Genomic DNA, 19,450 nt, shown 5'->3' with positions numbered 1-19,450 from the left:
GCTGGAGAAGCCCCCCACCATGACCAAAAAGAAGATCGGCGACGTCATCCTGGACGTCAACAACATCAGCCTGCGGTTTGGCGGTGTGAAGGCGCTGACGGACATCTCGTTCAACGTCAAGGAGCATGAGATCCGCGCCATCATCGGCCCCAACGGCGCGGGCAAAAGCTCCATGCTCAACTGCATCAACGGCGTGTACACGCCGCAGGACGGCTCCATCACCTTCCGGGGCAAGACGTTCTCGCACATGAATTCGCGCCAGGTGGCCGAGATGGGTGTGGCCCGCACCTTCCAGAACCTGGCGCTGTTCAAGGGCATGAGCGTGATCGACAACATCATGACCGGGCGCAACCTCAAGATCAAAAGCAACCTGCTGCTGCAGGCGCTGCGCTGGGGCCCCGCCGAGCGCGAGGAGATCGCCCACCGCGAGAAGGTCGAACACATCATCGACTTCCTCGAAATCCAGGCGTTTCGCAAGACCCCTGTGGGCCAGTTGCCCTACGGCCTGCAAAAACGCGTGGACCTGGGCCGCGCCCTGGCCATGGAGCCGCAGGTGCTGCTGCTCGACGAGCCCATGGCCGGCATGAACGTCGAGGAAAAGCAGGACATGTGCCGCTTCATCCTGGACGTGAACGACGAGTTCGGCACCACCATCGTTCTCATCGAGCACGACATGGGTGTGGTGATGGACATCTCGGACCGCGTGGTGGTTCTGGACTACGGCAAGAAGATTGGCGACGGAACCCCCGACGAAGTGCGCAACAACGAAGACGTGATCAGTGCCTACCTGGGCACCAGCCACTGATGAATGCGACCACCCCACCGTTCGGGCTGAGCTTGTCGAAGCCCTTGAACAAACGAAACCTTTGTGTGCGAGCCCTTCGACAGGCTCAGGGCGAACGGAGTTAAGCCATGGGATTTTTTCTTGAAACACTGCTGGGCGGCCTCATGGCCGGCATGCTGTATTCGCTGGTGGCGCTGGGCTTTGTCCTCATCTACAAGGCCTCGGGCGTGTTCAACTTTGCCCAGGGCGCCATGGTGCTGTTTGCGGCCCTGGCGATGGCGCGGTTTGCCGAGTGGATTCCGAAGTGGACCGGGCTGGAGAGCAAGATCGCAGCCAACCTGATCGCCTTTGTGCTGGCAGGTGCGGTGATGTTTGTGGTGGCCTGGGTGATCGAGCGTCTGGTGCTGCGCCACCTGGTCAACCAGGAGGGCGCCACGCTGCTCATGGCCACACTGGGCATCGCCTACTTCATGGAAGGCCTCGGCCAGACCATCTTTGGCGGCGACATCTACAAGATCGACATCGGCATGCCCAAGGAGCCGCTGTTCGCGCTGGACAACCTGTTCCCCGGCGGCATCCTGATCAACAAGGAAGACGTGATCGCTGCAGCCATCGCCGCTGCGCTGGTGGTGGCCTTGTCGCTGTTCTTCCAGAAAACCTCCACCGGCCGCGCCCTGCGCGCCGTGGCCGACGACCACCAGGCCGCCCAGTCCATCGGCATCCCGCTCAACCGCATCTGGGTGATCGTGTGGTGCGTGGCGGGTGTGGTGGCCCTGGTGGCCGGGATGATCTGGGGCAGCAAGATGGGTGTGCAATTTTCGCTGGCCACTGTGGCGCTGCGTGCGCTGCCGGTGGTGATCCTGGGCGGGCTTACGTCCGTGCCGGGCGCCATCATCGGCGGGCTGATCATCGGCGTGGGCGAGAAGCTGTCGGAGGTGTACCTGGGGCCGTTTGTCGGCGGTGGCATCGAGATCTGGTTTGCGTATGCGCTGGCGCTGGTGTTCCTGCTGTTCAGGCCCCAAGGCTTGTTCGGCGAAAAAATTATTGATCGCGTATGAAATACGAGACCAATAATTTTTCGAAGGAGGCACAACGCGCACCGCGCGTTGTCAGCGGGGCCGCAGGCGCCGCGGAGCACCGCAGATGCGCCCCCGTGCAAAAGATCATTGACCGCGTGTAACCCATAACAAGAACCACAGGAGAACCACATGCTCTACCGTGAAAATGGCCAGTTCAAAACCAGCTACCGGGCCGATCAGCAGATCTTCCCGATCGCACAGGACCGCATCGCCATCGCGCTGCTGCTGGCCGTGGCCTTTGTGGCTGTCCCCATGCTGGCCAGCGACTACTTCTTTCGCGCCATCCTGATCCCGTTCGTGATCATGTCCCTGGCCGCGCTGGGGGTGAACATCCTGGTGGGCTACTGCGGCCAGATCTCGCTGGGCTCGGGCGCCTTCATGGCCGTGGGGGCCTATGGCGCCTACAACTTCTTCATGCGGCTGCCGGGCCTGCCGCTGATTCCGGCGCTCATCCTGGGCGGCTTGTGCGCTACGTTCTTCGGCATTCTGTTCGGGCTGCCCAGCCTGCGCGTCAAGGGGCTGTATTTGGCGGTGGCCACGCTGGCGGCGCAGTTCTTCAGCGACTGGATGTTTTTGCGTATCAAGTGGTTCACGCTTGATACGCCTTCGGGCGCGGTGGCGGTGTCCAACCTTCAGGTGTTTGGTATGCCCATCGAAAGCGCCACCAGCAAGTACATGTTCTGCCTGGCCATCCTGGTCATCGTGGCCCTGCTGGCCAAAAACCTGGTGCGCGGCGCCATCGGCCGCGAATGGATGGCCATCCGCGACATGGACGTGGCCGCCGCGGTGATCGGCATTCGCCCCATGTACGCCAAGCTCAGCGCGTTTGCCGTCAGCTCTTTCATCATCGGCGTGGCCGGTGGCCTGTGGGCCTTTGTGTACCTGGGCGCGTGGGAGCCGGGCGCGTTCTCGGTGGACATGTCGTTTCGCCTGCTGTTCATGGTGATCATCGGGGGCATGGGCTCCATCATGGGCAGCTTCTTTGGCGCGGCCTTCATCGTGGTGCTGCCCATTGCGCTCAACCAGTTTCTGCCGCTGTTCCTGGGCCTGTTCGGCATCAGCATCTCGACCGCCGGCATCTCGCACGCCGAACTCATGATCTTCGGCGGGCTGATCGTGTGGTTCCTCATCGTCGAGCCCCACGGCCTGGCCAAGTTGTGGTCCATCGGCAAACAGAAGATGCGCCTGTGGCCCTTCCCCCACTGAGCTTGGACGCATTCATTTTTCCTTTTTGCCATCGTTTTCCCTTATCCACCAAGAGGCTTGCTCGATAACACCGATGCACTCTGCAGCGAATGTTGATTGACTGAAAGCCCCGTGATCTCGCAGCGCTTCGACAACTTTTATTGACAGGAGACAACCATGAAGCTTCGTACCCTGGTTCTGGCCGTGGCCACAGTGGCCGCCGGTGCATCGGTCGTATCGACCAGTGCCTTCGCGCAGCCCAAAGAGCAATACATCCCCGTGCTGTCCTACCGCACCGGCCCCTACGGCCCCAACGGCGCGCCTTGGGCCAACGGCTATGTGGACTACTTCAAGCTGGTCAATGCCCGCGGAGGCATCAACGGCGTGAAGCTCATCTGGGAGGAATGTGAAACCGGATACGACACGGCACGCAGCGTGGAATGCTATGAACGATTGAAAGGCAAGAATGGCGGCGCGTCGCTGGTTCAGCCTCTGTCAACGGGCGCAACTTTTGCCATCACCGAGAAGGCCCCCACCGACAAAGTTCCTCTGGTGACGATCGGTTATGGCCGCAGCGAAGCAGCCGATGGCACCATCTTCAAATGGAATTTTCCGCTGGCCGGCAACTACTGGGTAGCAGCCGAAGCCATCGTGCAGGACATTGGCAAAAAGGAAGGCGGCCTGGACAAGCTCAAGGGCAAGAAGATTGCCTTGGTCTACCACGACAGCCCCTACGGCAAGGAGCCTATCCCCATGCTGCAGGAACGGGCCAAGATGCACGGTTTTGAGCTGCAATTGCTGCCCGTGACCGCCCCCGGTGTGGAGCAAAAATCCACCTGGCTGCAGATCCGCCAGTCGCGCCCTGACTACGTCGCCTTGTGGGGCTGGGGTGTGATGAACTCCACCGCCATCAAGGAAGCCCAGGCTACCGGCTACCCGCGCGAGAAGATGTATGGAGCGTGGTGGTCCGGCGCCGAACCCGATGTGAAGGACCTGGGCGACGGTGCCAAGGGCTACAACGCTGTGGCCATGCAGCACGGTGCCGAGCCGCAATCCAAGCTCGTCAAGGACGTGCTGTCCATGCTGCACGACAAGAACCAGGGCACAGGCCCCAAGGACGAAGTCGGCCAGGTGCTGTACATGCGCGGTGCCATGAGCGCGATGCTGGGCGTGGAAGGCATCCGTGCTGCGCAGGAGCGTTTTGGCAAGGGCAAGGTCATGACCGGCGAACAGGTGCGCTGGGGCCTGGAGAACCTGAACCTCACGCAACCCAAGCTGGATGCGCTGGGCTTTGCGGGTGTGATGCGCCCCATCAGCACCTCGTGCACCGACCACATGGGCTCCGCCTGGGCCCGTATCCACACCTGGGATGGCAAGGCCTGGAAGTTCACGTCCGACTGGCTGCAGGGTGACGAGCAGATCATGAAGCCGCTGGTGAAGTCCATCGCTGCCAAGTACGCGGCCGAGAAGAAGCTGACACCGCGCACTCCCGCCGACTGCCAGTCTTGATTCGCCCCACCCCCCTGCGGCGGTGCCGCCCCTCCCCCCTCCCCGAATCGCTGCGCGATTCGGGATGGGGGACGCCACCGGTGCGGCGGGGCGGCCCTTGCACGGTGGCCCTGGCATTTGGGCAGCGACCGTATCGAGGGCCGGTGACGAAGCGGTTGCCCTTGGGGCAGCCGCCAATCCAAAGAGTTGCCTCTGCAACAGCTCTTTGGATTGGCACAGCGAAGGCAACATCATGGAACCGAAAAACATCGTTCTCAACGTCAACGGCATCGAGGTCATCTACAACCACGTGATCCTGGTGCTCAAGGGCGTCTCGCTGCAGGTGCCGCAGGGCGCCATCGTGGCCATTCTGGGGGGCAATGGGGCGGGCAAAACCACCACGCTGCGCGCCGTGTCCAACCTGCTCAAAGGCGAGCGCGGCGCGGTCACCAAGGGCAGCATCGAGCTGCGCGGTGAGCGCATCGAAAACCTCTCGCCCGCCGACCTCGTCAATCGCGGCGTGGTGCAGGTGATGGAGGGGCGCCACTGCTTCGCCCACCTGACCATTGAAGAGAACCTGATGACAGGCAGCTACACCCGCACCAGCAAGGCCGAGATCGCGGCCAACCTGGAGAAGGTCTACAACTACTTTCCGCGTCTGAAGACCCGGCGCACCTCGCAGGCCGCCTACACCTCGGGCGGCGAGCAGCAGATGTGCGCCATCGGCCGCGCGCTGATGGCCAACCCCAGCATGGTGCTGCTCGATGAGCCCTCCATGGGCCTGGCGCCGCAGATCGTGGAAGAGGTGTTCAACATCGTCAAAGACCTGAACACCAAGGAGAAGGTGACCTTCTTGCTGGCCGAGCAGAACACCAACATGGCGCTCAAATATTCGGACTACGGCTACATCATGGAAAGCGGCCGGGTGGTGATGGACGGCATTGCCAGCGACTTGGCTAACAACGAAGACGTCAAGGAGTTTTACCTGGGCGTGGGCGGCGGCGAGCGCAAGAGTTTCAAGGATGTCAAAAGCTACAAGCGGCGCAAGCGCTGGTTGGCGTAGCCCCCCTGTGTCGCCTTCGGCGCCTTCCCCCCGAGGGGGGACGCACCCGGTGGCCTGGCGGAGCCAGTTCCACGGGTGCGCTGGAAGGGAGCGTGGCGGTTTCGACGATTGCGCTACCGATGGCAAAGATAGATAAATACTCCTGATTTCATAGCTACTTGCGCTTGATGGATAAGCGCTAGAGGCCAATTTCACTCAAAACACCGCATAGGAACCCATGGCATGAGCATGTTTTACGACGCCCTGGAAACCCGCGATCCGTCGGCGCGCGAGGCCGCGTTGCTGGCCGCACTGCCCACCCAGGTGGCCCACGCACAGGCGGCGTCGCCCGCATTTGCGGGCATCCTGGCTGGCGTGGACGCGTCTGCGGTCACGACCCGTGCTGCGCTGGCGAAGTTGCCTGTGACGCGCAAGTACGAGCTGCTGGAGCGCCAGCAGGCCGGGCGCGCTGCCAATGTGTTTGGAGGATTCAGTGCGCTGGGCTTTGGCCCTGGCATGACCCGCGTGTTCGCCAGCCCCGGCACCATCTACGAACCTGAAGGCACGCGGCGCGACTACTGGCGCATGGCGCGGGCCATCTATGCCGTGGGGTTTCGCAGCGGTGAACTCATCCACAACAGCTTCAGCTACCACTTCGTGCCTGCGGGTTCGATGATGGAAACCGGGGCCCATGCGCTGGGCTGCACGGTGTTTCCGGGGGGCACCGGGCAGACTGAGCAGCAGGTGCAGGCCATGGCCGAGTTGTGCCCGGCAGGCTACATCGGTACCCCCAGTTTTCTCAAGATCATTGTCGAGAAGGCGGCTGAAATGGGTGTTGCCCTGCCCAGCGTGACCAAGGCACTGGTCTCGGGCGAGGCATTTCCACCCTCGCTGCGCGACTGGTTTGCCGAGCGCGGCATTGCGGGTTACCAGTGCTACGCCACGGCTGATCTGGGCCTGATCGCGTACGAGACCTCGGCGCGCGAAGGCCTGGTGCTGGACGAAGGTGTGATCGTCGAGATCGTGCGCCCCGGCACGGGTGACCCCGTGCCCGAGGGCGAGGTGGGCGAACTGGTGGTGACCACGCTCAACCCCGACTACCCGCTGATCCGCTTTGGCACCGGCGACCTGTCGGCCGTGTTGCCTGGCACCTGCCCCACGGGCCGCACCAACACCCGCATCAAGGGCTGGATGGGCCGTGCCGACCAGACCACCAAGGTGCGGGGCATGTTTGTGCATCCGGGCCAGATTGCGGCGATTGCCAAGCGCTTTCCGCAGGTGCTGCGCGCACGGCTGGTGGTCAGCGGCGAGATGGCCAACGACCAGATGGTGCTGCAGGTGGAAACCACCGAGACCGCCGAAGGTCTGGCGCGCCAGCTCTCGGACGCGATCCGCGAAGTGACCAAGCTGCGTGGCGACGTGCAGATGGTGCCGCCTGGCAGCTTGCCGAACGACGGCAAGGTCATCGAAGACGCGCGCAGCTACCGCTGAAATGGCCCAGCGCGGCGCCAGTTCGTCGCGCCCGCTGTGCAACACCAGTGGGCTTACGGGCACCTTGCACAAATCCTGCACTGGGCAGGGATGTCGCGCGCCTGCCGCAAGCGGCTCGGCAGGCCCGGCAAACACCTTGCGACAGCGCAAGAACTTTCGCGGCAAGGCATGGTGAACCGGCCCTGATCGCGCAGTGTTTACCCTAGCATTGCTCACTTATTAATAGCTATAAGCGCTTTATTTGCAAGCACTACAGACTACTTTTACTTAAAAACCCTGTCCCGGACGTGCTACGTAATATCCGCAATGTCCGTGCAAACACCCCTCGCTATCATGGCCCGTCATTCACAGGAGCACCCATGAAAAAAATGCTGAAACTCGCACTGATCGCTGCAGCCGCAGCCACCGCATTCGGCGCCAGCGCCCAGGACTTTCCGGCCAAGGACAAAACCGTCACCATCGTGGTGCCCTTTGCCGCAGGCGGCCCCACCGACCGCGTGGCGCGCGACCTGGCCGAGGCCTTGCGCAAACCACTGGGCGCCACCGTGGTGGTAGACAACACGGCCGGCGCCGGCAGCTCCATCGGCGCAGCCCGCGTGGCCCGCGCCACACCCGACGGCTACACCCTGCTGCTCAACCACATCGGCATGTCCACCATGCCTGCGCTGTACCGCAAGCTGTCGTTCAGCGTGCCCAACGACTTTGAATATGTGGGCATGGTCAACGACGTGCCCATGACGCTGATCGCTCGCCCCACCATGCCTGCGAACAACATGAAGGAGCTGATCACCTGGATCGGCCAGAACAAGGGCAAGATCAACCTGGGCAACGCGGGCCTGGGCGCCGCATCGCATCTGTGCGGACTGATGTTCCAGGACGCCATGAAGGTTGAAATGACCACGGTTCCCTACAAGGGCACCGCACCCGCCATCACCGACCTGATCGGCGGCCAGATCGACCTGTTGTGCGACCAGACCACCAACACCACACCGCAGATCGAAGGCAAGAAGGTCAAGGCCTATGCCGTGACCACCACCCAGCGTCTCACCACGCCCGCCCTCAAGGACCTGCCCACCCTGGCAGAGTCGGGCCTGAAGGATTTCAACGTCAGCATCTGGCACGGTCTGTACGCCCCCAAGGGCACCCCAGCCGCCGTGGTGACCAAGATCAACGACGCGCTGAAGGTTGCACTGAAGGACCCTGACTTCATCAAGAAGCAAGAAGGCCTGGGCGCCGTGGTGATCACCGACAAGCGCATCGAGCCCGCCGAGCACAAGAAGTTTGTGGTCGCCGAGATCGAAAAGTGGGGTGCTGTGATCAAGGCTGCGGGGACGTTTGCGGACTGATCGTCCTGAAACAGGCGGCCAGTTACCGCCAAACCCGGCAAGCACAAAGGCCGCCCAACCGAAAGGTGGGCGGCCTTTTTGTATTGGGACATCTCTGTGGTTGCGCGTGGCGACGTGCCCTCAATCACTCCATCAACATCGGTTCGCAAGTGAGCCGCCGCGGGTCCAGCGACACCACACGGGCAGTCTCCACATCAAATCCCCAAGCGGCTTCCACGCCTGGCGGCCCTTGCACCGTGGCCTCGCCATTCCAGCGTACCAAGGCCACAAAGCTGGTCCCTCCGCGCCCATCAAGATCACACTGCCCCGCAAAGGAGTCCACAAGCTCCAAGAGTTCCGAGCCGTCTTCGTTTGTACTGAAATTTGAAATTTTGGGCAGCCTCTGGACCGCCACGATTTTGTTGCGCTGATAAGGCTGAGGCGGATCCCCTCCGGTCACCGCAAACTGCGTAGCTTCAACGTTCTTTGCCAAAAAAAGGTACGGCACGCTGTCACTACACAACAGCAGGCCGCGGGTCCAACCCGTTTTCTCAACGCTCGCTTGCCACACGTCGTCACTGGAAGCGAACTTGCATGCCAGCCCCTCTGCAACGGTGTCGCTGAGCGGAACCACAGCGTACTCATGCCCAATCAAGCGGGAAGCCACATCCGTGGTTTCGCCCACCCCGTGCCCCGTCGGCTTGCAGGCTGACAGTGCCATGCAAAGAACGAACAAAGGCATCTGTTTGATGCTCACCATCGCCTCATATCTCCCGCGTTGATTTTGAGCCCCGTCCCGCTTGGATTCAACAATCGCTTTTGGCCATGGGATTCAACGATGGCGTATTCACGGGGCGCTCTTCCGTAGAGTGTTTTTGGATCAACACGCCCGCTAAGACCCCTTCCAGCATCCAGCTCGGTGCGAATTTCAAAATGCAAATGCTGATCTTCTCCGGCCATGCCACTGGCGTTGCCCGAGTTCCCTGTGTACGCGATGACCTCGCCTTGTGAAACCTTGGTCCCACGCACTACTGAAACTACGCTGAGGTGCGAATACAAAGCAAACAGAGTGCGCCCTTGAAACACAAACTCAAGGATCACCAATTTGCCGTGTCCTTTGGGACTGTGGTTCTCACTTTTTCGAACAACTCCCTCAGCAATCGCATAGCAAGCCGTAAGCGGTGTCGCCACCAAATCCCACCCCTGGTGATCGCGCTTCGTACCGTCGGCGTTTCTACGGACGGTGCCGAAAGTGTTATTCATCACGTCGCGCCGAATGCGGTTGGTCTCCAAAGGCCAAGCCAAAAAACTCATTGATAAATCCCTCCGTGTTTAGCAGCCGCCTCTATCGGGCGCTGGCGGCGGAAATCATAGGAGTCAAGGCGCAGCCACGCTTTAGCCAACGCGTAACAGTCTGACCTGGGTGTAACGACTGATACAGGTCAACGCTTTGGCCACCCAGGTCGAACGCGATGCGGGTTATCCATCTGCACAGATCCAGGCACCGCGCGTAAAACAATGAGCACACATATGAATGAAAGGTTTCCCATGAACCGGATTGCACAACATCGCCGATACACCGTCTCCGCCATCGCTGCTCTGGCGCTCGGCTCGATCACGGCGCTGTCCAGCACCACAGCGCAGGCCCAATCCGCGTGGCCCAATAAGCCCGTGCGCATCGTGGTGCCCTTTGCCCCCGGTGGTACCACCGACATCCTGGCCCGGGCGTTGGTGCCGGACCTTAGCGCGGCGCTGGGTCAGCAATTCATCGTAGACAACCGCGCGGGCGCGGGCGGCAATGTGGGCGCCGACATCGTGGCGAAGTCGCCGGGGGACGGATACACGCTGCTGATGGGCACCGTGGGCACCCACGGCATCAACCGTGCGCTGTACGCCAAGTTGCCGTTCGACCCGATCAAGGACTTCGTGCCCATTACGCTCGTGGCAGCCGTGCCCAATGTGATGGTGATGAATGCCGACAAAGCCAAACAGATGGGGGTGAAGAACGTGCAGGACTTCATCCGCGTGGCCAAGGCCAACCCAGGCAAGATGAACATGGCGTCCAGCGGCAACGGCACCTCGATCCACCTGGCGGGCGAGCTGTTCAAGAGCATGACGGGCACCTTCATGCTGCACCTGCCCTACCGCGGCTCAGGCCCGGCGCTGATGGACATGGTGGCGGGCAACGCGGATGTGATGTTTGACAACCTGCCCTCGTCGATGGCGCAGATCAAAGGCGGCAAGCTGACCGCCCTGGCGGTGACCAGCGCCGAGCGTTCGAGCGCACTGCCCGACATTCCGACGGTGGAACAGGCTGGTGGCCCGGCGCTCAAGGGCTACGAGGCGAGCTCATGGTTTGGTCTTTTAGCCCCGGCAGGCACGCCCCCCGAGATCGTCAACCGCATCCAGCAGGAGGTCGCCAAGTCGCTCGCATCGCCCGCGATGAAAGAACGCCTGGTGGCGCAAGGGGCCATTCCCGGCGGCAATACGCCCGCCGAGTTTGCCAAGCACATAGACAGCGAGCACAAGAAGTGGGCGCAGGTGGTAAAGGCGTCGGGCGCGAAGGTGGATTGATAGCGCCTGGCTTTAGCGGCTTACAAAACTCAGTAGAGCGGTTCTGGCCAGGCGCTGCGTTAAAGGCTTTACGAGGAGTACGACAAGGCGCAACAACGACGCCAGTAGAGTCCTTTTTTAGCGGCTCCTACAGCCTTCTTACACGCCCCACACCACATCAACATTTTCTGCCGCGCTGCGTTTTAGCATGTCGATGAAAGGCGCAGCCCGCTGACGCAGACGCACCGTGTCTTTGCGTTCTTCGTTAGCTGCATCCTCGGTCTCGTCGTCCAGGGGCGGTTGCGCCTCGTCGGCCAGCACAGCGGCTTCCAGCGCGGCAATGGCGGCGGGGATCTGTGCAGCGGTCACGATCCCGTTCGCGCCAGGGGTTTTTCCAATAAGGGTCACTATCTGGCGGCCCTGGGGTTCCAGCATGATCAGGTCGGCGGCGGCGCGGGATTTGAACTTGTAGAGCATGGTGATGTGTCTTTCTTGATCGAACTAAGGGCGTAGATGTACTCGCGCGTGAACGGGTAACCCGATTGTGCGCCGGGGCTAGTGCCTGTGGCTGTGTGGCCGTCGGGCTTGATCGCCAGCATCCGGTGCAATGCCATCCAGACCCACTCAAGCCCCAAGGCACTGCCCGCCAGATAAACGCGGTACGCACGCAACTACCTTATTGCCCTGATCGGTGATGGGCTGTGCGCGCAGCACGTCACGTGCGGCGGGTAATTGGGCCTCCAACCTGTCGGACCACGCCCACAGGGTGCGCGCGCAAGAGGGACGCAGGTTTTTGGTGTCCTCCATCCCCCAGTCCGCGCGGGCCATGTCGTGCAGCATCGTGCTCACCTGCAGCTTGCGGCAAATGTGGTCGAGCCTGACCACCTGCGCTTGGGCCAGCGTCTGCTGCACTGCGTCAACACCCCGCACCGGCAGCAGGGTTTCGCCGGGAACGCCCCATTGACAGTATTTTGTTTAAGCCTAAACTATTTTCCCATGAACATCCTCTGCATTGGCGGCGGGCCCGCAGGCCTTTACTTCGCACTGCTCATGAAGCAGCAAAACCCTGCCCACCGGGTCACGGTGGTGGAACGCAACCGACCGTTCGACACCTTCGGCTGGGGCGTGGTGCTGTCGGACCAGACGCTGGAGAACCTGCGCGCGGCCGACGCACCCTCGGCCGCGCTCATCGGCGATGCGTTCAACCACTGGGACGACATCGAGGTGTTCTTCACGGGCCGCAGCGTGCGCTCCTCGGGCCACGGCTTTTGCGGCATCGGGCGCAAGCGGCTGCTCAACATCCTGCAGGACCGGTGCCTCGCAGTGGGCGTGGAGCTGGTGTTCGAGACCGATGTGGCCGACGACCAGGCGCTGGCCGCGCAGTACGGCGCCGACCTGGTGATCGCGAGCGACGGCCTCAACAGCCGCATCCGCACCCGCTACGCCAGCACCTACCAGCCCGACATCGACCTGCGCGAATGCCGTTTTGTCTGGCTGGGCACACACAAAAAACTCGATGCTTTTACGTTTGCTTTCGAGCAGGCGGAGCATGGCTGGTTCCAGGCACATGCCTACCAGTTCGATGCCGACACCTCCACCTTCATCATCGAAACGCCCGAGGCGGTGTGGAAGGCCCACGGCCTGGACGCCATGGAGCAGCCCGAGGCGATTGCATTTTGCGAGAAGCTGTTTGCCAAGTACCTGGACGGCAACGCGCTGATCAGCAATGCCACGCACCTGCGCGGGTCTGCCAACTGGATTCGTTTTCCGCGCGTGATCTGCAACACCTGGGTGCACCGCGAACAAATCGCAGGCAAGCGTGTGCCCATCGTGCTGATGGGCGATGCGGCGCATACCGCGCATTTCTCGATTGGCAGCGGCACCAAGCTCGCGCTGGAAGACGCGATTGATCTGGCCAACGAATTCGCCACCGGCTTGCCGATTGACGACGTGCTGCAGCACTACGAGGCACGCCGCAGCGTCGAGGTGCTCAAGATCCAGAACGCCGCGCGCAACTCCACCGAGTGGTTCGAGAACGTGGGCCGCTACACCGGCATGGAGGTGGAACAGTTCGCGTATTCGCTGCTCACCCGCAGCCAGCGCATCAGCCACGAAAACCTGCGGCTGCGTGATGCGGCATGGCTGGAAGGCTACGAGGCGTGGTTGGCAGGCGGCAAGGCCGCGATTCCGCCGATGCTCACGCCGTTCACCCTCAAGGGCCTCACGCTCAAGAACCGCATCGTCGTCTCGCCCATGGCCACCTACAGCGCGGTGGATGGCGTGCCGCAGGACTTCCACCTGGTGCACCTGGGCGCGCGGGCCCTCGGCGGCGCGGCGTTGGTGATGGTGGAGATGACCAGCCCCACGCCCGAGGGCCGCATCACCCCCGCCTGCACGGGGCTGTGGAACGACGAACAACAAACGGCCTTCACGCGCATCGTGAACTTCGTGCACGGCAGCAGCACCGCCAGGATCGGATTGCAGCTGGGCCACAGCGGCCCCAAAGGCTCCACGCGCGTGGGCTGGGAAGGCACGGACGAGCCGCTGCCCGAGGGCAACTGGCCGCTGCTGGCTGCCAGCGCACTGGCCTATGGCGAGCAGAACCAGGCGCCCGCCGCGATGACCCGCGCCGACATGGAGGGGATGACCGCCGCGTTCGTTGCCAGCGCCGAGCGCGCCGTCGCCTGCGGCTTTGACTGGCTGGAGCTGCACTGCGCACACGGCTACCTGCTCGCCAGCTTCATCAGCCCCATCACCAACCAGCGCACGGATGAATACGGCGGCAGCCTGGACAACCGCTGCCGCTACCCACTCGAAGTGTTCGCCGCAGTGCGCGACGTGTGGCCGGCGGACAAACCACTGAGCGTGCGCATCTCGGCCCACGACTGGGCGCCCGGCGGCACCACGCCGGATGACGCGGTGGAGATTGCGCGGCTGTTCAAGGCTGCCGGAGCCGACCTGATCGACGTCTCGTCCGGCCAGACCACGCGCGCCGCCAAGCCCGTGTACGGCCGCATGTACCAGACGCCGTTTGCCGACCGCATCCGCAACGAGGTGGGCATTGCCACCATGGCCGTGGGCGCGATCACCGAGGCGGACCACGCCAACAGCATCGTCGCGGCGGGCCGCGCCGACCTGTGCGCTATCGCCCGCCCGCATCTGGCTGACCCGGCCTGGACCTTGCACGCCGCCGCGCAGCTGAGCCCGGTGGCCGCCGCGCACACCGACTGGCCTGTGCAGTACGCCAGCGGCCGTGACCAAATGCTGCGCGAGATTTCAAAGCAAAAACAGGTCACAGCGCTTGCTGCACAATCGCTTTCAGCTACCAAAAACAGAGCGCCCGAGGAAGAAGGCTAGCCATGGACCTCGAAGCCCGCCTGCACGGCGCAGCCCCCAGCGAGCACCCCGAGGCCCTGCGCCTGTGGCTGCGTTTGCTCACCTGTACGCAGCTTATCGAAAAACAGGTGCGCAGCAACTTGCGCGCGCAGTTCGACACCACGCTGCCGCGCTTTGACCTGATGGCGCAGCTGGAACGTGCGGAGGGTGGCATGAAGATGAAGGAGCTCTCGCGCCGCATGATGGTGACGAGCGGCAACATCACCGGCATCACCGACCAGCTCGTGGCCGAAGGGCTGGTGGAGCGCATGGACGTGGAAGGCGACCGCCGCGCGTACCTGGTGCGCCTGACCCCCCAGGGCCGCGAGCAATTCATGCACATGGCGCGCCAGCACGAGCAATGGATCGTCGAAGCCTTCGCCGCGCTGGGCGAGCGCGACATCAGCACCTTGTACCGCCTGCTGGGCAAGGTCAAGGAACACACACAGAACAACTCTTTGGAGACAGCCGAATGAAACACTTCATCGGGGCGAGCAACCCCATGCGCGAGCAGTTCAATCCGCAGGCCAGCTACGTGGCCGAGCATTTCGCGTGGAGCTTCGATGCTGGCGTGGGCACGGTCACGCTCAACCGGCCCGACCGCAAGAACCCGCTCACCTTCCAGAGCTATTCGGAGCTGCGCGACTTCTTCTACGCGCTGCGTTTTGCCACCGACGTGAAGGCCATCGTCGTCACCGGCGCGGGCGGCAACTTCTGCTCGGGCGGCGACGTGCACGAGATCATCGGCCCGCTGACGACCATGACCATGCCCGAGATGCTGGAGTTCACGCGCATGACGGGCGACCTGGTCAAGGCGATCCGCGCCTGCCCGCAACCCGTGCTGGGCGCCATCGACGGCATCTGCGCCGGTGCGGGCGCGATGATGGCGCTGGCCTGCGACATGCGCTACGGCACCGAGGCCACGAAGACCGCCTTTCTGTTCACCCGCGTGGGTCTGGCCGGCGCCGACATGGGCGCCTGCGCACTGCTGCCCCGCATGATCGGCCAGGGCCGCGCCAGCGAGTTGCTGTTCACCGGCCGCGCGATGACGGCGCACGAAGGCCTGGCCTGGGGTTTCTTCAACGACCTGTACGAGAGCGCCGACCTGCTGGCCAACGTGCAGGCCACGGCGCGCACGCTGGCCGATGGCCCCACCTTTGCCCACGGCATGACCAAAACCATGCTCAGCCAGGAGTGGAGCATGACCATCGAACAGGCCATCGAGGCCGAGGCGCAAGCGCAGGCGATCTGCATGCAGACCGAAGACTTCCGGCGCGCGTACGAGGCATTTGCGGCGAAGCAGAAGCCCGTGTTCCAGGGGGACTAGTAAAGAGGCTTCTGCGAAAGCGACTTGGTTTCTCTCCACCTTCTGCTGATCTGACATGCAACCCACGAACCGTTCACGCTGAGCCTGTCGAAGCGCTGCGCAAGGCTTCGACAAGCTCAACCCGAACGGGTGTGAAATTCAAACAGGCCCCCTCACCCACCATGCACGTAGCAACGCCCCCAGCCCCCTGCCCGCCATCGACGGCGCACCTAGCCTTGCCTTTTTTTGACGATGCTCACCGCGCACTGGCCGAAGGCCTGGTGCCCTGGGCTGCCGCGCAGCAAGTCGATGAAACCGACGACCGCGCCGCCTGCCGCGACTGGGTGCAGCGCCTGGGCGCGGGCGGCTGGCTGCGCTACTGCGTGCCGGCAGATCATGGTGGCGCCCTGCCCGCGCTCGACTCGCGTGCGCTGGTGCTGCTGCGCGAGACACTGGCCTACCACTCGCCGCTGGCGGACTTTGCGTTTGCAATGCAGGGGTTGGGCAGCGGCGCCATCACGCTGGCGGGCAGCCCGGCGCAGCAAGCGCACTACCTGCAGGGCGTGGCGCGCGGGGAGCTGATTGCGGCGTTCGCGCTCAGCGAGCCCGAAGCGGGCTCTGACGTCGGCGCTATGCAAACAATAGCTATCAGCGCTTATCCATCAAGCGCTAGCAGCCAAAAAGACTCATATTCCCTGACGGGCACCAAGACCTGGATCAGCAACGGCGGCATCGCAGACTTCTACTGCGTGTTCGCCAAGACCGACCCGGCCGGCGGCACGCGCGGCATCAGCGCCTTCATCGTCGATGCGAACACGCCCGGCCTGGATGCCTCGCGCCACATCCACGTGATGGCGCCGCACCCCCTGGCCACGCTGCAGTTCAGCAACTGCACCGTACCCGCCACCGCACTGCTCGGTGAAGAGAACGGCGGTTTCAAACTGGCCATGCGCACGCTCGACATCTTCCGCGCGTCGGTCGCTGCAGCCGCGCTGGGCATGGCGCGCCGCGCGCTGGCCGAGGCGGTACACCATGCACGAACACGCCGCATGTTCGGCCAGACGCTGGCGGACTTTCAGCTCACGCAGGCCAAGATCGGCGAGATGGCCGCGCTGGTGGACAGCGCCGCGCTGCTGACCTACCGCGCGGCGTGGCTGCGTGACGAGGGTGAAAAGCGCGGTGGCACCCGGGTAACCGCCGAGGCAGCGATGGCAAAAATGACCGCCACTGAAAACGCCCAGCGCGTCATCGACATGGCGCTGCAACTGCACGGCGGGCGCGGCGTGGAGGTGGGCAGCAAGGTCGAGTCGCTGTACCGCGACATCCGCTCGCTGCGCATCTACGAAGGTGCCACCGAAGTGCAGCAACTCATCATCGGCAAGGCCGTTTTGCAGGAGTGATTTCATGAAGTCCGCCCAACCCGACCATTTCGTGCACGACCGATTGCCCCCCGCATCGGCCCTGCCCACCTTGCGCTACGACTTGCCGGAGCTGCAGATCGCGCCCCAGGCCAACCTGGTTCAGGCCCTGTTCGACCAAGCCGAGCGTGCTGGCAACTTCGATCTGCCCCTGCTGCGCGGACCGCACCGCACGTACACCTACCGCGACGCCTGGACCGAGGCCGCGCGCATTGCCGAGGTACTGACGCAGGACCACGGCCTCGTGCCCGGCAACCGCGTGCTGCTGCGCGGAGGCAACACGGTGGAGATGGCGCTGGCCTGGCTGGGCACGGTGTATGCCGGGCTGATCGCGGTGGCTACCATGCCGCTGCTGCGCGCGGGCGAACTGGCCAGCATCATCGAACGCGCACAGCCCACGCTGGCGCTGTGCGACGGCCGCCTGCTGAGCGAACTGCAGGCCGCGCAGGTGAGTCAACAAGCTGCACAAGCGCAGCAACCGGTTCTGGCTACCATCGTGCCGTTTCACACAGCACCCGATGCGGCCGACCTGATCCAGCGCGCGCAGGACAAACCCGGCACCACACCGCCCTGCCCCACGTCAGCCGACGACGTTGCACTGATGGCCTTCACCTCCGGCACCACGGGCGCGCCCAAGGCCGCCGTGCACACACACCGCGACGTGCTGGCCGCGTGCGAGGCCTGGCCGCGCCATGTGCTGCGCGCCACGCCGGACGACATCATCGCGGGCTCGCCGCCGCTGGCATTCACCTTCGGGCTGGGCGGGCTGCTGGTCTTCCCGATGTGGGCAGGCGCAAGTGTCTATTTCCCCGACCAGCCCTATACGCCCGAAACCATGGTGGTGCTGATGCGCGACGCAGGCGTCACCATCTGCTACACCGCGCCCACGTTCTACCGACAGATGGCGCCATTCGCCAAGAAGATCGGCCTGCCGCAACTGCGCATCTGCGTGAGCGCGGGCGAGGGCCTGCCCGATGCCACGCGCCAGCTGTGGAAAGACGCCACGGGTATCGACATGACCGACGGCATCGGTGCCACGGAAATGTTCCACATCTTTGTCTCGTCGGCGGGCGGTGAGACGCGCGCAGGCGCCATTGGCAAAGTCGTGCCCGGCTACACCGCCAAGGTGGTGGATGACGAAGGCAACGAAGTGCCGCACGGCACCGTGGGCAAGCTCGCCGTGATCGGCCCCACAGGCTGCAAATACCTCGACGACCCGCGCCAGGCCAAGTATGTGAAGGACGGCTGGAACTACCCGGGTGACGCGTTCACGCAAGACGCCGACGGTTATTTCTTCTACCAGGCGCGCGATGACGACATGATCATCACCGCCGGCTACAACGTGGGCGGCCCCGAGGTGGAAGACGCCCTGCTGCGCCACCCGGCCGTGGCCGAGTGCGGTGTGATCGGCGTGGCGGATGAAGAACGCGGCATGGTGGTGAAGGCTATTTGCGTCTTGAAGTCCGGCCACACGGGTGATGCAGCCATGGTCAAGGCCCTGCAGGACCATGTGAAAGCGACCATCGCCCCGTTCAAGTACCCCCGCGTGGTGGAGTTCGTCACCGCGCTTCCGCGCACGGAGACCGGCAAGCTTCAGCGCTTCAAGCTGCGCCAGGGCGCGGCGGCCGCCCCTACCTCTACAAGAACAACATGATGATGATCAACAAACTTTTGCAGCCCGATGGCTGGGTGCCCCCCAAGGGCTACGCCAACGGCATGTCCGCGCGCGGCACGATGGTCTTCACCGGCGGCCAGATCGGCTGGAATGCCCAGCAGCAGTTTGAAAGCGATGACTTCATCGACCAGACGCGGCAGACACTGCTGAACGTGCGGGCTGTGCTGGAGGCTGGTGGCGCGGGGCCCGAGCATCTGGTGCGGCTGACCTGGTATGTGGTGGACCGCAAGGAATACAACGCGCGCTTGAAAGAGTTGGGGACTGTGTACCGTGAGGTGCTGGGCAAGAACTTTCCGGCGATGGCGTGTGTGCAGGTGGCAGGGTTGATGGAGGAGCGGGCGAAGGTGGAGATTGAGGCGACGGCTGTGGTGCCGGATGCTTCTTGAGGGGTCATCCCTGGAAGAAATTTTAGTGAAATCGCTACCTAGCGCTTATCCAATAAGCGCTGATAGCTATATTTTCAATAGCATTTGGTTTTGACACAACCTGCGGGCTGAGCGTGCCGAGGGCGGTGGGTCTGGTTTGAACAGCGTGCTTGGGTTGAGGTCGGAGGCCGGGAGTCGCCCGGCATGCGAGTAACTTTCTTTTGCGTCGCCAAAAAGAAAGTCACCAAAAAAAAGGCGACCCCACTGTCTGCGTCCCCAGCGCTGCGCGCTGGGGCAACCTGTGGTGCTCGCGGGCGGGGTGCGCCGCAGAACTCGCTGCGCTGCTTTGCAGCTACGCTCAAAC

At 63.3% G+C, this 19,450-nt stretch carries 18 protein-coding genes; 14 read left to right on the top strand and 4 right to left on the bottom strand.

All coding sequences use genetic code 11. From position 1 onward, the window contains the following. The first annotated feature begins 19 nt into the window (after nucleotides 1–19). From ACK41V_RS18870 to ACK41V_RS18840, 7 genes are all read left to right on the top strand, one after another. A complete protein-coding gene (locus ACK41V_RS18870; protein WP_409784560.1) occupies nucleotides 20–805 on the top strand; it encodes an ABC transporter ATP-binding protein in 786 nt (261 codons plus the stop codon). A gap of 107 nt (nucleotides 806–912) precedes the next feature. Next, nucleotides 913–1,842: a branched-chain amino acid ABC transporter permease gene (locus ACK41V_RS18865; RefSeq protein ID WP_409784559.1), complete on the top strand. Its 930-nt coding sequence runs from the start codon at nucleotides 913–915 to the stop codon at nucleotides 1,840–1,842. A 150-nt stretch (nucleotides 1,843–1,992) separates the two neighbouring features. Continuing rightward, on the top strand, nucleotides 1,993–3,069 hold the full coding sequence (locus ACK41V_RS18860) for a branched-chain amino acid ABC transporter permease (RefSeq protein ID WP_409784558.1): 1,077 nt from the start codon (nucleotides 1,993–1,995) through the stop codon (nucleotides 3,067–3,069). A gap of 156 nt (nucleotides 3,070–3,225) precedes the next feature. Next, nucleotides 3,226–4,557, top strand: a complete 1,332-nt coding sequence (locus ACK41V_RS18855; protein ID WP_409784556.1) for an ABC transporter substrate-binding protein — start codon at nucleotides 3,226–3,228, stop codon at nucleotides 4,555–4,557. Nucleotides 4,558–4,789: 232 nt separating this feature from the next. Then, nucleotides 4,790–5,599 carry an ABC transporter ATP-binding protein gene (locus ACK41V_RS18850; RefSeq protein ID WP_409784554.1) on the top strand — a complete coding sequence of 270 codons (810 nt, stop codon included), beginning with the start codon at nucleotides 4,790–4,792 and terminating at the stop codon, nucleotides 5,597–5,599. 222 nt (nucleotides 5,600–5,821) lie between these two features. Continuing rightward, nucleotides 5,822–7,069, top strand: coding sequence for a phenylacetate--CoA ligase family protein (locus ACK41V_RS18845; RefSeq protein ID WP_409784552.1), 1,248 nt, complete (start codon nucleotides 5,822–5,824; stop codon nucleotides 7,067–7,069). A 359-nt stretch (nucleotides 7,070–7,428) separates the two neighbouring features. Then, a complete protein-coding gene (locus ACK41V_RS18840) occupies nucleotides 7,429–8,415 on the top strand; it encodes a tripartite tricarboxylate transporter substrate-binding protein (protein WP_409784550.1) in 987 nt (328 codons plus the stop codon). Nucleotides 8,416–8,539: 124 nt separating this feature from the next. Here the strand turns inward: ACK41V_RS18840 and ACK41V_RS18835 are convergent, their stop codons facing one another. Together ACK41V_RS18835 and ACK41V_RS18830 are read right to left on the bottom strand one after the other, a co-directional pair. Continuing rightward, entirely contained in the window at nucleotides 8,540–9,151 is a 612-nt protein-coding gene (locus ACK41V_RS18835; RefSeq protein ID WP_409784548.1) for a hypothetical protein, read from the bottom strand. Continuing rightward, the gene (locus ACK41V_RS18830; protein ID WP_409784547.1) at nucleotides 9,148–9,708 is read right to left on the bottom strand and encodes a M23 family metallopeptidase; all 561 of its coding nucleotides are present in this window, start codon (nucleotides 9,706–9,708) and stop codon (nucleotides 9,148–9,150) included. The genes ACK41V_RS18835 and ACK41V_RS18830 overlap by 4 nt, the downstream gene beginning before the upstream one ends. Before the next feature lie 234 nt (nucleotides 9,709–9,942). Here ACK41V_RS18830 and ACK41V_RS18825 point away from each other — a divergent pair, with 234 nt between their 5' ends. Next, on the top strand, nucleotides 9,943–10,968 hold the full coding sequence (locus ACK41V_RS18825; protein ID WP_409784546.1) for a Bug family tripartite tricarboxylate transporter substrate binding protein: 1,026 nt from the start codon (nucleotides 9,943–9,945) through the stop codon (nucleotides 10,966–10,968). Nucleotides 10,969–11,106: 138 nt separating this feature from the next. On the opposite strand, the gene ACK41V_RS18820 is transcribed toward ACK41V_RS18825, so the two are convergent. After that, nucleotides 11,107–11,424, bottom strand: coding sequence for a DUF1840 domain-containing protein (locus ACK41V_RS18820; protein WP_409784544.1), 318 nt, complete (start codon nucleotides 11,422–11,424; stop codon nucleotides 11,107–11,109). A 147-nt stretch (nucleotides 11,425–11,571) separates the two neighbouring features. Next, nucleotides 11,572–11,859, bottom strand: coding sequence for a hypothetical protein (locus tag ACK41V_RS18815; protein ID WP_409784543.1), 288 nt, complete (start codon nucleotides 11,857–11,859; stop codon nucleotides 11,572–11,574). Between the two features lie 84 nt (nucleotides 11,860–11,943). Between ACK41V_RS18815 and ACK41V_RS18810 the strand changes: the two genes are divergently transcribed. The 6 genes from ACK41V_RS18810 (at nucleotide 11,944) to ACK41V_RS18785 (ending at nucleotide 19,107) form a co-directional block, all read left to right on the top strand. Beyond that, entirely contained in the window at nucleotides 11,944–14,304 is a 2,361-nt protein-coding gene (locus ACK41V_RS18810) for a bifunctional salicylyl-CoA 5-hydroxylase/oxidoreductase (protein ID WP_409784541.1), read from the top strand. A 2-nt stretch (nucleotides 14,305–14,306) separates the two neighbouring features. Next, nucleotides 14,307–14,798 (top strand): MarR family winged helix-turn-helix transcriptional regulator, encoded by a 492-nt coding sequence (locus ACK41V_RS18805; protein WP_409784539.1) that lies wholly within the window; start codon nucleotides 14,307–14,309, stop codon nucleotides 14,796–14,798. Further along, entirely contained in the window at nucleotides 14,795–15,649 is an 855-nt protein-coding gene (locus ACK41V_RS18800) for an enoyl-CoA hydratase family protein (RefSeq protein WP_409784537.1), read from the top strand. Before ACK41V_RS18805 ends, ACK41V_RS18800 begins: the two co-directional genes overlap by 4 nt. Nucleotides 15,650–15,810: 161 nt before the next feature. Beyond that, nucleotides 15,811–17,028: an acyl-CoA dehydrogenase family protein gene (locus ACK41V_RS18795; RefSeq protein ID WP_409784535.1), complete on the top strand. Its 1,218-nt coding sequence runs from the start codon at nucleotides 15,811–15,813 to the stop codon at nucleotides 17,026–17,028. A gap of 4 nt (nucleotides 17,029–17,032) precedes the next feature. Further along, nucleotides 17,033–18,700: an AMP-binding protein gene (locus ACK41V_RS18790; protein WP_409784533.1), complete on the top strand. Its 1,668-nt coding sequence runs from the start codon at nucleotides 17,033–17,035 to the stop codon at nucleotides 18,698–18,700. A gap of 2 nt (nucleotides 18,701–18,702) precedes the next feature. After that, nucleotides 18,703–19,107 (top strand): RidA family protein, encoded by a 405-nt coding sequence (locus ACK41V_RS18785; protein ID WP_409784569.1) that lies wholly within the window; start codon nucleotides 18,703–18,705, stop codon nucleotides 19,105–19,107. The last annotated feature ends 343 nt before the right edge of the window (nucleotides 19,108–19,450 follow it).

This window comes from Acidovorax sp. (assembly GCF_046291265.1).
In the GTDB taxonomy this organism is placed as follows: Bacteria; Pseudomonadota; Gammaproteobacteria; order Burkholderiales; family Burkholderiaceae_C; genus Acidovorax.
This window is presented reverse-complemented; position numbering and strand designations above follow the sequence as displayed.

Bases quoted from the DNA above. Each gene is read 5' to 3' on its own strand.
- ACK41V_RS18870 (WP_409784560.1), top strand. From the start codon at position 20: ATGACCAAAAAGAAGATCGGCGACGTCATCCTGGACGTCAACAACATC.
- ACK41V_RS18865 (WP_409784559.1), top strand. From the start codon at position 913: ATGGGATTTTTTCTTGAAACACTGCTGGGCGGCCTCATGGCCGGCATG.
- ACK41V_RS18860 (WP_409784558.1), top strand. From the start codon at position 1,993: ATGCTCTACCGTGAAAATGGCCAGTTCAAAACCAGCTACCGGGCCGAT.
- ACK41V_RS18855 (WP_409784556.1), top strand. From the start codon at position 3,226: ATGAAGCTTCGTACCCTGGTTCTGGCCGTGGCCACAGTGGCCGCCGGT.
- ACK41V_RS18850 (WP_409784554.1), top strand. From the start codon at position 4,790: ATGGAACCGAAAAACATCGTTCTCAACGTCAACGGCATCGAGGTCATC.
- ACK41V_RS18845 (WP_409784552.1), top strand. From the start codon at position 5,822: ATGAGCATGTTTTACGACGCCCTGGAAACCCGCGATCCGTCGGCGCGC.
- ACK41V_RS18840 (WP_409784550.1), top strand. From the start codon at position 7,429: ATGAAAAAAATGCTGAAACTCGCACTGATCGCTGCAGCCGCAGCCACC.
- ACK41V_RS18830 (WP_409784547.1), bottom strand. From the start codon at position 9,708: ATGAGTTTTTTGGCTTGGCCTTTGGAGACCAACCGCATTCGGCGCGAC.
- ACK41V_RS18825 (WP_409784546.1), top strand. From the start codon at position 9,943: ATGAACCGGATTGCACAACATCGCCGATACACCGTCTCCGCCATCGCT.
- ACK41V_RS18820 (WP_409784544.1), bottom strand. From the start codon at position 11,424: ATGCTCTACAAGTTCAAATCCCGCGCCGCCGCCGACCTGATCATGCTG.
- ACK41V_RS18810 (WP_409784541.1), top strand. From the start codon at position 11,944: ATGAACATCCTCTGCATTGGCGGCGGGCCCGCAGGCCTTTACTTCGCA.
- ACK41V_RS18805 (WP_409784539.1), top strand. From the start codon at position 14,307: ATGGACCTCGAAGCCCGCCTGCACGGCGCAGCCCCCAGCGAGCACCCC.
- ACK41V_RS18800 (WP_409784537.1), top strand. From the start codon at position 14,795: ATGAAACACTTCATCGGGGCGAGCAACCCCATGCGCGAGCAGTTCAAT.
- ACK41V_RS18795 (WP_409784535.1), top strand. From the start codon at position 15,811: ATGCACGTAGCAACGCCCCCAGCCCCCTGCCCGCCATCGACGGCGCAC.
- ACK41V_RS18790 (WP_409784533.1), top strand. From the start codon at position 17,033: ATGAAGTCCGCCCAACCCGACCATTTCGTGCACGACCGATTGCCCCCC.
- ACK41V_RS18785 (WP_409784569.1), top strand. From the start codon at position 18,703: ATGATCAACAAACTTTTGCAGCCCGATGGCTGGGTGCCCCCCAAGGGC.